We start from the raw sequence: 12,688 nt of genomic DNA, 5'->3' as shown, positions 1-12,688 counted from the left end.
AACCTGTCTGTCCGGTTCAATGCTGCTCGTACCCGAGATACTAGGAACCTTAAATTTAAGGTTCCTGACACCTTTTTAACTGGCTACAGTGAATAGTGATACCACCTTTTAATCTTTCAGTGGTTCGGGATTTTCATCTGCGGGAGTGGGGGCACCTCTTTTATAATGCTTTGTGAAACGGGTAGGGGACCTTGGCGTCAGCACTGTCGGGCAAGCCAACTGAGGCACCCGGTGGTTGATATTGCTACCACGAAAAGCACGAAATGACACGAAACGGGAGGAGTAATGCGCGGGGTTTTGGAAGCGGGTTTCATTTCATGTTCGAGGGAAATCTTAGAGAAGAGCGTGGGGAGGTCAAGGGAGATGAACGATCTAATGTGGCGATATTTGTCGATACGGGCACGATATTTGGCGGTGCTGAGGTGGTGCCGGGACGAAAGCCAACGAAGTGCGGCGACCCGCAGGCATACATCACGAACGGGTGTGGTTTCAGGCAGTGCAAATCTGGAAAAAACAGGCTGTTTTATGGTGAAGACCAGGAACAACTGTCGCGTGTTTCAGTGCACTGTAAACTGGGCACGCGCGCGACACAGTTTAGCGTTTATCGCTGGTGGCGCGCAGCGGTCAAGTTCATTTTATGCAGTGGGAGTGCGGGAATGTGCAGCAGCAGGTGTGGGAAGTTCAGTCCTGCAGGCGAATGCTGACGCTGGTGGAAGCGGGCACGTCGACTGGTCAATGATCGCAGGCAAGATCAGCGGCGGTTCCTGCAGATCCGAATATTTCAAAAGATGTGGAACAGGCTGTTACTCGCCGAAGTGTTGTTTGAGGAAGTCGAGGCTTTTGTTGTTGGACCAGCGGTGGCCGCCCTGAAAGAAGTCGGCGTCGATGTTTTCTTCTGCGTCCAGAACCTGGTAGACCTGCTGCAGTTTTTCGTATCCCTCGCGGGCGGCGTCGATCGGGAAGATTTTGTCTTCGATGCCGTTGATGAGCAGGACCGGGCGGGGGGCGTGCAGGGCGACGACGTCGGACATTTCGCCGAAACGCATCATCTCGGGCATGCACTGGCAGAGGCAGTGTGGCATTGCATAATAGGAGGCACGGTAGGTTGAGAAGGCACCGGCGATCATGGTGAGTTTGACGCGGTCATCGAGGACGGGGAGGTACATGGCGGTCGCGCCGCCGCCTGACAGACCGGCGGCTGCGATGCGGTTCGGGTCGACCTGGTCCTGGGTCTGCAGGAAGTCGATGACGCGCATGGCGTCCCAGCTGCGCTGGCCTTGGGGGGTGCTGCCGATGAGGAGCGCGTTCATCGTCATCTGCAGACAACTGCGTTTGGTGTGTGAGACGCCACGATCCTGGTCGCCGGCGGTTTCGTTCCAGCCTCGCATGACAATAGCGGCGGTGATGTAGCCATGCTTTGCGAAGTAGACGGCGTAGTCGAGTTCGCTCTGGCGGGTCTTCTCTTTGTCGGCCTTGGTTTTGCCTTCATCGATATAGGGAACGATGCCGCTGTGTCCATGCATGCAGACAATGGCGGGGACTTTTTTCTTTATGTTGTGAGGGACGAAATAATAGACGGGGGCCCAATAGGCGGCTTCGGTGCGGATAAAGACTTTGTGGCGGGTGAAGGTGTCGAACTCTTTCTTTTCCGCCCACTTGACTTCCAGGGGGACCGGTTCAGGCATTTTGCCCAGGATGCGGGTGACGGTGGGGTGAAACTTTTTCCGCCAGGCCTGGTGTTCGGATTTGTTGGTGGCGTGCCACGCCTGCAGCGGTTCCATCGCGTCGGCCAGTTGCTGATAGCTCTCGGTGACAGTGAACGGTTTTTCTGCGGGATCGCGTTCTGCTGCGGTCGCCGGGGTGATGAAGAGGCAGAAGAGTAGTGTGGCGATCAGGCTCCTGGTGTAAGTCTTTCGTCTGGCAGTACTGCAATCTGTAATGAAAGATAGTTGGTGCATCTTGAGTTACCATTTATAAGAACAGGGGTATTTCCGGTGATTGGGGAATCGCACTGACAGTTTCCTGCTCGCTGCGCTCACCCCGAATTGCATTCGGGGCTATCCGATGCTCTGAGACTCTATTACAGGGGAAACCCGAAGGAAGATCAAGGGGGAGAATGTGAGCGGGACTGATCTGGGGTTTTTATGAACCACGAAAAACACGAAAGTTATGTGTACGCAGTTGATGTCAGGGAATATGATGGAGGGAGTTGGTATTCTCTGTTTTAAATATTGATCCTGCGTGAAGAACCGGTAGCTGAAATGATCTCATCCGACAAAAGATCAAGGTTCAGGAAAAAGATACTCATTCTCGGTAATACCATCGCGATTCTGTTGATTTTGGGAATCCTCTATGTCCTCTGTATCCATGGTTTCCTGTTTGCGAATGCGGCCAATACGCAGTTGCTGGCGATCTATGAAGTCGCTGAAGTGGACGGCTCTTTGAGTGAACTGGATGAGAAAGTTGCGACGTTGTCTCAATCGTGGATTACGGCTTCTCCTTCTCAGGATTCAAGAATTTTTTCGGCCCCATTGCAATTTGGCGCTTCAGAATGGATCCTGAGAATCAAGGCTGAAGACGGTCTGATTACGTGTGTCAGAATTCATACGTCGGACTCGATTCGCTTTCATCCGCAGTCAGCACCTCCTGACAAGGGAAGCTGTTCATTAGAGTCGTACTGAAGTCTCTGTCCGGTATGCACCATATTGGGACTGTGTCGCTTTGTCGGAGTGGCGAGGGAAACGGGCGGCAATTCACAATTAATCACCGGTATCTCGTAATTCTTGTATATAATCGTTAATATGAGCTTTCGTCACTGAATAATAACTCACCGGCGCTGTGGGGTGCCTTGGATATAACGACATGAAAAATCTGTCCCAAGCAGAAGAGATTGATGAAATCCGTACGCTGGTTCGCAAGAGCGGCTTACGGAGTACGGCTGCCCGGATTACGGTGATCCAGTTTTTGCGGCAGGCGACGTCACCTCTGACCCATGCTGAGATTGCCGAAGAGCTGACGCCGATGGGCTTCGATAAAGCCACTGTGTACCGCAATCTGATCGATCTGGCGGAAGCGGGACTGGTCAAGCGAACCGAACTGGGGGATCACGCCTGGCGGTTTGAACTGCGGAATCCTGATGAGCCTGAAGACGCCGAGCATCCGCATTTTGTCTGTACCGAATGTGGCAGTGTTTCCTGCCTGCATGATGTCGAATTCAAGACACCAAAAAACAAGCAGTGGGCAGCAGTAGGCAAGGTGACCGAAATTCTACTCAAAGGGATCTGCAGCGAATGCGACGAAGAATAAGTCGCTTCGGTTGTCGCTTCACTCAGTGAGAATGTGAATGACCATGTTCCGTTTCGGTGGCTTCGGGTCCGTGTGAATGGCCGCCATGCTGGTGTGCGTGTTCCGGCTCGAGGAAGCCGATGCCGTACGCGAGCGCGATGCCCAGCAGCAGGACAAAGGAGAGCCGGAAGCGGTTATGTGAATGGAACTCCATTTCGGGCAGTAGGTCTCCCAGCGAGATGCAGAGGAAGACGCCTGCGGAAAAAGCGAGGGCACAGCCGATAATGATGTGCTGATTCTCAGAAAACTGCTGGACTCCCAGAAAAAACAGGAGGGCTCCCAGGGGGCACATCAGGGCAAAGCCGATATTCACCGCGTTCCGCCAGCCTGCAGACCAGCCACTGGCTGCCATCAGTGAAGTAATGGAAACGGCGTCTAGCGGTTTGTGTAAGGCAATCGCCAGAAAGGTTCCCAGCCCGAACAGGGAGAGGAAGACTTCGTGATGCTGTTCAGCGACGATGCTGGCACCGAGAGCCAGTCCGTCAATCAGGGTATGCAGGGCCAGTCCAAACGCGATGCCGACCCAGCTCAGATGATGCGAATGAGAATGGGAATGCACGGGGGCATGCGCATGATGGTGATCACAATCATGATCGTGGTCATGTGTGTGTCCCTCTTCTTCATCCAATTCCACGGTTCCATGCTGATGGAAATGAAAGGTACGCAGCAGAAAGAACAGGGTGACGATTCCGGCCATCATCCACCAGACGGCCCGGTCGATCGATCCCATTTCAGCCACGGCATGCGGCAGCAGATGAAAGACGCCGATCCCCAGCATGAGTCCGCCAACAAAACTGATCAGAGTTTCCATGCGGGTGTGTGTTAAACGGACCAGGGAAGGCAACCAGCCCCCCAGCAACGAAGAACCAACAATCACTGCACAGTACACGCCCAGCAGGGTATAGGACCAGGTATTGTCAGCCGGTTTGGTTGCTTCTGTTTCTGCGACAGCGGTTTTCTGATTTTCGTTCTCGGTGTGGACATGCTCATGTTCCGCCGCCATGGTGGGGCGCGTGAGAAAGAAGCCGGGGGCGACCAGAAAGACGAGAAGCGGAATCGTTAATAACAGGAGCGTGATTCTCACGTCGTTTTTAAAAGGAGAAAGCGGTTTCATCGAGTTAAAAAGCCACCTGTGATTGTCACTGTAAGCAGAAGAGGGTGCCGGGATGCTCACTACATCGGCACTCCTCGATTGTAATAGCAAACTAATTGCGATTGAATTTAGCTTTTAGTTGTGATCAGTACAAGACTCACCGGAATTCTTATGACGGAAGATTCTGAACTTTTGCACTCCGTTCTGTTGGAAGTTCATTTATGAATTCAACTTACGAACAAATGGTTCAGTTTATTTTAACAAACTGGATGGAGGCCTGATGCTTGAGATTATTCCGGGCAGAGTCGACTTTCAGAATGGTCAATTCTAAAGGGAATCCTGCATGAGATTCAAATAAGTTCAGGTTTATCCATGATTTACCGTGTTAAGCTGTTCCGGTTGGGTGTTCTGTCTGGCGTGTGCTTGATGTGAGTTTGAATGTGAAGGCCCTTCATCGTTTCTTAATATTATCTTTAAATTTGAACCGCCGATAAGCTTGTTAAGGATCAGATTGTTTCTGCAGGGTTGCAGCAACAGCGATAAAACCTCAAATACAGCCCGAAACGGATTCCGGGCCATTCACATCAGGGATGAAGATGCGCACATTCATAAAAATGGCAGGAATCCTCCTGCTGCTGGGGGCTATGTTCCATTCGTCAAGTGTATTGGCGGAAGATACGAAAATCAGTTCCGAACAACTTGATCGACTTTTGAATCGCCTGGAACAGGCTGAAAAACGGATTCAGGAACTGGAACAGACGAAGCCAGTGACTCCGCCTCCGGCACCAGTTCCTTCACTGCCGCCACAACTCGAACGTGCAGCAGGTGGACTGGATGACTCTGATGAGATGCTGATCAACAACTATAATGATGACTCAGACTCACCCGCCTTTGAGACACGCTTGTCGACTCTGGAAGAAGATTGGAAAAAATTCTCCGAGTCCGAGCAGGAAAAAAAGGCAAAAGATGCTTCCAAAGCAACGACATTGAAGGTCTTCGGGCGTATCCATCTGGACGGTTGGAACTTCTCCGACAGCACACCTGGGATTGACTCATTTAATGACCCGACTGATCCTACGGATCCGCAAAACCGTGTTGGCTTCCGTCGTGTTCGTATTGGGGTCTCTGGTGATATCAAAGATAACATGCTCTACAAATTTGAGTATGACTTTGCTGATCCTGGCGATCCGGCTTTCAAAGACGTTTACATGGGTTGGAAAGATCTGCCTGTCTTTCAGACGCTGTTGATTGGTAATCAGAAGCGTCCCCTGGGTATGGACCACCTTAACAGTAGTCGTTACAACTGGTTCATGGAACGTCCGCTGGTGATTGAAGCCTTCAACCAGGATGCACGTCGTCTGGGGATCTGTGCTTACGGCGTTTCGGAAGATGAGACCTGGAACTGGCGTTACGGTATCTTTAACCTGGAAGACGTTTCAAAAGATGGGGCGTACGTAGGTGATGCGGGACAGTATTCCATCAACGGTCGTTTTGCCGGGACTCCGTGGTACGATGAAACCTCAGACGGCCGCGGCTACCTGCACCTGGCGATTGCCGACATGTGGGCGAAGCCGGATGGAAGCCCGAGTGCCACCGCAACCAATGTCAACGAAGCCCGTTTCCGGACCCGTCCTGAAGCCCGTACCGGCAGCCGCTGGATTGATACAGGAGGGATTGCCGGAGCAGACTGGTTCAATACACTGGGCTTCGAAGCGATGTTGAACGTCGGATCTTTCGGGGTCGTCAGTGAATACCAGGTAACTCAAGTGGGCCGTGGTGCCTCGGGGTCGGACCTGACTTTCCAAGGTGCCTATGTTGAAGCCGGTTACTTCCTGACCGGGGAATATCAGCCGATCGACCGCAAGAGTGGTACGATTGGACGCGTCAAACCACTGGAAAACTTCTTCCTGGTAAAGACGTGTGACGGCGAAACCGGCGGTGGCTGGGGAGCCTGGCAGGTGGTTGCCCGTTATTCCTACCTGGACCTGTCTGACGGAAATATCACCGGTGGTGATGAGACAAACTTCACCTTTGGTATGAACTGGTGGTGGAACTCTCACTCGCGTGTGCAGTTTAACTACATTCATGCCCAGATTGATGACCGTGGACCCATCAATGGTTATACCGGAGGTCGATCCGACATCTTTGGTGCCCGGTTTATGGTGGACTTCTAAGCCAGATTCAATTTGAGCGACTATCAATATACTGAAAATCAAAAAATCTCAGGAAGTGAGAAATATGAAATATTTAGCTATCGTCCTGCTGGCTGTCACGGTCAGTTTCAGTGGAAGTACACAAAGTTCAGCCGAGACAGGAACTCCCTGCTGTGACAAGGCAAACGGAGCCTGTGGGAGTTGCAACAGCTGTAACAGTTGTTCTCATGGTTGTAAAACCTGTCGTCTGTATGTCGAGACGTTGAAACAGAAAAAGCACTGTTACTTTTTCGAATGTAAGGATATCTGTATCCCGCCGGTCCGTTTTCCCTGGCAGAAATGCTGCGAACTGAAGTGTGGGAAGATCAAGACAGTACGTGTGCTGAAGAAGCACAACTACACGTGCGAAAAATGTGGATACAAGTGGACCGTTGAAGATCTTTGCGGCAGCTGTAACAGCGGTGCCTGTGAGAGCATGCCTCCTGCACCAGCCAAGTCAGCCCAGGCGCAACCACCACTGGCACCTGCGACTTCAGTCAGAAAAAGGTAAACCTGATGCGGTCTGGTCTTTCGTAAACCTGATCGCGGACTTATTTCTGATTTCTCTTATTGAACACCCCCTCTGTTTAGCCAGAAGGGGTGTTTTTTTACAGCGGTGTGGTGCAGAAAAAAATCAAACGTAGTGTTTCACACTTTCAATGCAGACAGGATCTGGCATAATTAATGGATTCTGAATTACAACGTCTTGCTCAGGTTACACCGTTCGGACCGTAATCGCTCAACTCAGTTCTCATTGATTGTGTGACATCATGATTTGTATTTCTGTGACCCCGGAATCCCGAAGTTTTGCCAAGGTGGATATTCTGAATGCCGCCGCCCAGTCTGACCTGGTGGAACTCTGTCTGGATCGCTTGATTAAAACTCCCGATATTGGCGACCTGATTTCGGGCTTTGATACGCCGATCCTGGTTTCCTGTCGACGGCCGGAAGACGGGGGGCAGTTTAAGGGGACGGAAGCAGAACGGATCCAACTGCTCAAGCAGGCGATTATCGCCGAACCTGCTTATATTGAACTGGATCTGGAAACGGCCGGGCACATTCCCCGCTTCGGCAAAACCAAACGGGTCATCAGTTATACCAGCCTGAAAAAACCACTGTCGCATGTCGATGATATCTTTGACGAAATGGCGGAAGCGAAAGCCGACGTGATTAAATTCACGTGGCCGACTCCGACTCTGCAGACCGCGTGGCCTCTGCTGGCAGCGATCAGTCAGAAGCGGGACATCCCGGTTGTTGGTCTGGGGCTGGGGGCGGCCGGCATTACATTTTCCCTGCTGGGTGTGAAGTATGGCAGTCCCTGGATTTATGCGGCTCTGGAGAAGGGGATGGAAGCGTTTGAAGGACAGCCGACGGTAGCGGAACTGAACGAGGTCTTTCATTATCCGAAGATTTCCGCAAAAACCCGTATTATCGGCGTGGCGGGACTGGGGGTCGCAGAGCGGCGGACGATTGAAGTCTTCAATAAAGCTTCTGAGCAATTGGGTCTGGATTACGTCTGTCTGCCTCTGGTCATCAATGATTTCAAACAGGTGCACAAGATGCTGGGGATTCTGAAGATCCGTTCGCTGGTGGTGAGCCCGCGCATGGGCGAGTTCATCCTGCCGCTGGCGGAGCATCTGGAAGAGTCTTCTGAAAAGACCGGCTACGGTGATCTGCAGTTAAATCAACCCGATGGCTGGCACGCGTATGATACGGTCAGACGAAGTGCGATTAAGAGCCTCGAAGCGACGCTGGAGAAGAAATCGCCGGGATCCAGTTCGGCATTCCAGCGGAAAAATATTCTGGTTCTGGGGCAGAGCGGACTGACGAAAGCGGTGGTTCACAGCCTGGCTCAGCAGGGGGCTGTTGTGAGTGTCACTTCACAAAATGACAAAGCTGCCCAGGGAATTGCCCGTACTTTTGATGTGCGCTATGTGCCCTTTGCGAACCTGTATGATACGCTGGTTGACGTGGTGGTGCAGACTGACCCCGAATTGAAACTGGGACACAGTAAAGAGCAACTGAATCCATCCTATTTGCGGGAGAGCATGGCAGTTATGGATATCAGTCAGTTACCGGAGTCAACCGAACTGATGCGGGAGGCCGAGAACAGAGGCTGCGAAATCGTGTGTGTTGATGATGTGTATCGCAGGCAACTCAGCCAGATTTTCAAAGCGATCACTGCTGCAGAGATACCGGATGACGTGTTTGAGACTCGTAGTGAGTACACGCGTTAAAGTGCGAACTTCAGTTTTTCTCCGGCACACTGATTGCGGGGGACTGCAGCAGTCGCAGGCCGTTGAAAATGACCAGCAGTGAAGCACCCATGTCGGCAGCGATCGCAGCCCAGAGGGAGGCGTGGTTCATCAGCATCAGCAGCATGAACAGGACCTTGATGCTCAGAGCGAAGATGATGTTCTGGCGAATGATTTTCAAGGTGCGGCGTGAGTGATTAATCAGCCAGGGAATCTTGGTGAGGTCATCGGTCATCAAGGCGATGTCTGCTGATTCAATGGCGACATCACTGCCCGCAGCTCCCATGGCAATGCCCAGGTTGGCGCGACTCATGGCAGGGGCATCGTTCACGCCATCACCGACCATCGCCACGAATTCGTATTCTTCCACCAGCGCTTCGATGACTGCGACTTTATCCTCCGGCAATAATTCGGAATGCACCTGATCCATGCCTACCTCATCAGCGACCGCTTGCGCCGTGCCGGCATTATCGCCGGTGAGCATCACCAGCTGTTTGATACCCGCCTGATGCAGGTCTCTGACGACGGCTGCTGAAGTTGCGCGGACCTGATCGGCGAGCGCGATAAAGCCACAGACGTGGGATTCATTTCCGATCACCACGACGGTCTGGCCAGCGTTAGAGAGTGCTTCCAGCTGCTGATGGACTTCGGCCGTTTCTTCCTTACGTTCTTCCAGGTAGCGATGCGAGCCCAGCCAGAATTCTCTGCCGTTAATCGTTGCGGTCGCGCCTTTGCCCTGGATGATCTGGTAATCTTCTGCCGCCTGATAGGAAACCTGCTGTTGTTCTGCTGCATCCAGAATGGCGACCGCCAGGGGATGGTTACTGTGCGCTTCCAGGGCGGCTGCCCGTTCGAGTAACTCGGATTCGGTGTGTCCGTTCAGCGGGACGATTTTTGTCACGACTGGTCTGCCTCGTGTGAGTGTGCCGGTCTTATCCAGTGCCAGTGCATTCAGGTGGGAAGGAGTTTCGACAAAGACACCCCCCTTGATCAGCACGCCATTTCGCGCAGCCGCTGCCAGTGCTGCAACGATGCTGACGGGCGTGGAAATCACTAGCGCACACGGACAGGCGATAACCAGCAGTACCAGGGCCCGATAGACGGCATTGTCCCAGCTGACCTGGAACAGCAGGGGCAAAGTGACCAGGATGAGCAATGCAAGTGCCATGACAATGGGGGTATAGACTTTGGCAAACTTTTCGACCCAGAGTTCGGATGGGGCCCGCTTCGACTGGGCTTCTCCGACCATGCGAATGATCTGTGCCAGAATCGTATTTTCTGCCCGCTTCGTACTCTTCGCTTCCAGCAGGCCATCACCGTTAATCGTGCCGGCGTAAATTTCATCTGTTTCCCGTTTGCCAACCGGAATGGATTCCCCGGTGATGGGAGCCTGGTTGACTTCACTGATCCCTTTGATGACCTCTCCATCGAGGGGTATTTTTTCGCCGGGACGAATCATAAATGTGGTGCCGACTTCGACGGATTCGGCGTCCACGGTAATTTCATTGCCGTCAGCATCCCGAACGCGGGCGATGGGCGTGGATAAATCCATCAGTGCGGCGACAGCGCGGCGGGCCCGTCCCACACTCCAGGCTTCCAGCAGTTGTGAGAACGCAAACAGAAATGCGACGGCTGCCGCTTCGAACCATTCATCAATGCAGAGTGCACCGATGACGGCTGTAAACATCAGCAGGTTCATGTCGGGGCGCAAACGCTTGAGGGAAAACCAGGCTTTGGGTAACACAAACCAGATGCCGGTAATGATAGCGGCCAGGTATTGCAGGCGGACCGGTAGCGGCATCATGCCATGCGCCGCCTGTTCCGCGCCCAGGGCGGCACCGAAGCTGCCGGTCAAAAAAACGTGTGTCAGAAATGCGGTTCCCATGAATGTACCGCTGAGAGTGGTCAGTATGGTTCTGCCCTGACGGGACCAGAGGGTGCCTTTCTCCGACTGTTTTGCATTCTCATTCCAGAGCTCAGCGCTCATGCCAGTCTGGCTGATGGTTTGCATGATCGATTCTGCAGAGACGTCTTTCGGTTGCGAACGGACCGTCATTCTTCTGTTGAGCACATCAAAGAACAGGTGTTCTTCACCGCCGACCAGGGGAGAAAGTTCCCGTTTGAGTATGGTCACTTCTTCGACACAATCCATATCCTGAATTTTAAAAATCAGATCGTCGGTTTGTTCATTCATACAGAATCGATATTCAGAAAAGATTAAGTGTGGAAACAGATGAAAATTCAAAGCTCCGGTCTGTAAAATCATAGCACTTCAAATCGGGAAACTGAAACTTCGGTTTTTTTTCTTCGCAAAATTCTGCTAAAAGAGATAAGATCCGCCATGACCGTTTTAACCGGTAAACTGTGAGTCGCTGCAACCATACGGTCAGTTGTTTCCGGCAAGTAACTGACTGACACCATCTATAAAGGACCATCATGAGTAAAGATTATCTGGCTGCCCGCAGAAAGAAACTGATTTCACTGCTGAAACGCAGGGGAGCCGAGGCAATGCTGATTACCAGTGAAACGAACGTCACTTATCTGACCGGATTCAGCGGGGATTCGAGTTTTCTGCTGATCGGAAAAGGACAGACGGTGTTGATCAGTGACGGGCGCTACACGACCCAGCTGGAAGAAGAATGTCCGGATCTGGACGTCTACATTCGCAAAGCGACCGAGTCGATGATTACGGCAGTAGAGCATGTACTCAAGAAATCGCATCTGCCTAAACTGGGATTTGAAAGCCATATTGTGACCTGTGAACTGCTGGATGCGATGAGTGGCATTACCCCTGCTGCCCAGTGGATACCGCTGGCGGCGCTGGTGGAGGAGCTGCGGATGATCAAAGACGCCTCGGAAATCCAGGAGATCCGCGAAGCTGTTCAGCAGGCTCAGCGCGGTTATGATGTGTTTCGAGCGATGCTGACGCCTGAGATGACGGAACTGCAGGGAGCGCACGAACTGGAACACGCGATGCGACGATTTGGGGCCCGGCAGGCGGCCTTCGACCCGATTGTCGCTGTGGGAGAGCGGGCAGCTTTACCGCATGCGATGCCCACCGAAAAACTGCTTGCAGATTCTGCATTTTTGCTGGTGGACTGGGGAGCGATGACTCAGAAAGGCTACCGGAGTGATCTTACCCGGATGATTGTTCACGGTCGCCCACCGGCCAAGCTGGAAAAGGTATATCAAACTGTTCTGAAGGCACAGCTGGCGGCAATTAAAGCGATTCGCCCCGGGGTTCTGTGTCAGGATGTGGATCGGGTCGCTCGGGCTGTGATTGAAAAAGCCGGTTATGGCAAGCAGTTTACACATAGCCTCGGTCATGGGATCGGTCTGGATATCCATGAAGGACCTCGACTGGGAGGAAATGTAGCGACTGAACTCAAGCCGGGAATGATTGTGACTGTGGAACCGGGTATTTATTTGCCTGGCTGGGGAGGTGTGCGAATTGAAGATGATGTGCTGGTCACGCGGAATGGACATGAGGTTATGACCAGTGTTCCCAAGGAGTATGAATCGGCCCGGCTATGAGTTTCGACCTCAGAGTTGGTGATCGTATGTGTTGTGTACGCAGTCAGGTTCTAATTTGGATCAGGGGGTCGTCTTAATGATCGTTAAAGGCCTTATAACAGGAACTTACGGTGCAGAGGCTCAGACAGGGAAAGGTGCTGTGTTGTGCCCGAATTTATTAGAGAAACTCCCCTGTTTCACTTGGTTTTCTGATGTGATTTGGCTTAGAATCTGATTCTTAACATGTCAGGCGGGGTAGAGCGTGCGCGCAAGACGTAAGCGTTTGGTCC

10 protein-coding genes are annotated in these 12,688 nt (G+C 52.4%); 7 read left to right on the top strand and 3 right to left on the bottom strand.

Going from position 1 to position 12,688, the window contains the following annotated elements; translation table 11 throughout:
• The first annotated feature begins 317 nt into the window (after positions 1-317).
• The gene (locus tag ACN0YH_RS22345; RefSeq protein WP_417381814.1) at positions 318-704 is read left to right on the top strand and encodes a hypothetical protein; all 387 of its coding nucleotides are present in this window, start codon (positions 318-320) and stop codon (positions 702-704) included.
• A gap of 99 nt (positions 705-803) precedes the next feature.
• On the opposite strand, the gene ACN0YH_RS22340 is transcribed toward ACN0YH_RS22345, so the two are convergent.
• Positions 804-1,958 (bottom strand): alpha/beta hydrolase family protein, encoded by a 1,155-nt coding sequence (locus ACN0YH_RS22340; RefSeq protein ID WP_417381813.1) that lies wholly within the window; start codon positions 1,956-1,958, stop codon positions 804-806.
• A gap of 303 nt (positions 1,959-2,261) precedes the next feature.
• Here ACN0YH_RS22340 and ACN0YH_RS22335 point away from each other — a divergent pair, with 303 nt between their 5' ends.
• Together ACN0YH_RS22335 and ACN0YH_RS22330 are read left to right on the top strand one after the other, a co-directional pair.
• Complete coding sequence (locus tag ACN0YH_RS22335) at positions 2,262-2,681, top strand: hypothetical protein (RefSeq protein ID WP_417381812.1); 420 nt, start codon at positions 2,262-2,264, stop codon at positions 2,679-2,681.
• Between the two features lie 181 nt (positions 2,682-2,862).
• The gene (locus tag ACN0YH_RS22330; protein WP_002646808.1) at positions 2,863-3,306 is read left to right on the top strand and encodes a Fur family transcriptional regulator; all 444 of its coding nucleotides are present in this window, start codon (positions 2,863-2,865) and stop codon (positions 3,304-3,306) included.
• Positions 3,307-3,328: 22 nt separating this feature from the next.
• Here the strand turns inward: ACN0YH_RS22330 and ACN0YH_RS22325 are convergent, their stop codons facing one another.
• Complete coding sequence (locus ACN0YH_RS22325; RefSeq protein ID WP_417381811.1) at positions 3,329-4,459, bottom strand: ZIP family metal transporter; 1,131 nt, start codon at positions 4,457-4,459, stop codon at positions 3,329-3,331.
• 575 nt (positions 4,460-5,034) lie between these two features.
• On the opposite strand from ACN0YH_RS22325, the gene ACN0YH_RS22320 reads away from it, so the two are divergent.
• The 3 genes from ACN0YH_RS22320 to ACN0YH_RS22310 all read left to right on the top strand — a co-directional run bounded on the left by ACN0YH_RS22320 (position 5,035) and on the right by ACN0YH_RS22310 (position 8,867).
• A complete protein-coding gene (locus ACN0YH_RS22320; protein ID WP_417381810.1) occupies positions 5,035-6,612 on the top strand; it encodes an OprO/OprP family phosphate-selective porin in 1,578 nt (525 codons plus the stop codon).
• Between the two features lie 64 nt (positions 6,613-6,676).
• Complete coding sequence (locus ACN0YH_RS22315) at positions 6,677-7,141, top strand: hypothetical protein (RefSeq protein ID WP_417381809.1); 465 nt, start codon at positions 6,677-6,679, stop codon at positions 7,139-7,141.
• Positions 7,142-7,400: 259 nt separating this feature from the next.
• Positions 7,401-8,867 (top strand): type I 3-dehydroquinate dehydratase, encoded by a 1,467-nt coding sequence (locus ACN0YH_RS22310; protein ID WP_417381808.1) that lies wholly within the window; start codon positions 7,401-7,403, stop codon positions 8,865-8,867.
• Between the two features lie 10 nt (positions 8,868-8,877).
• On the opposite strand, the gene ACN0YH_RS22305 is transcribed toward ACN0YH_RS22310, so the two are convergent.
• Positions 8,878-11,079, bottom strand: coding sequence for a heavy metal translocating P-type ATPase (locus ACN0YH_RS22305; protein WP_417381807.1), 2,202 nt, complete (start codon positions 11,077-11,079; stop codon positions 8,878-8,880).
• Between the two features lie 242 nt (positions 11,080-11,321).
• On the opposite strand from ACN0YH_RS22305, the gene ACN0YH_RS22300 reads away from it, so the two are divergent.
• Positions 11,322-12,419, top strand: coding sequence for a M24 family metallopeptidase (locus ACN0YH_RS22300; protein ID WP_417381806.1), 1,098 nt, complete (start codon positions 11,322-11,324; stop codon positions 12,417-12,419).
• Positions 12,420-12,688 lie beyond the last annotated feature (269 nt).

Source organism: Gimesia sp. (assembly GCF_048262075.1).
Classification (GTDB): domain Bacteria; phylum Planctomycetota; class Planctomycetia; order Planctomycetales; family Planctomycetaceae; genus Gimesia.
The sequence above is the reverse complement of the archived record's forward strand: the minus strand, read 5'-3'. Positions and strand labels throughout refer to the sequence as shown.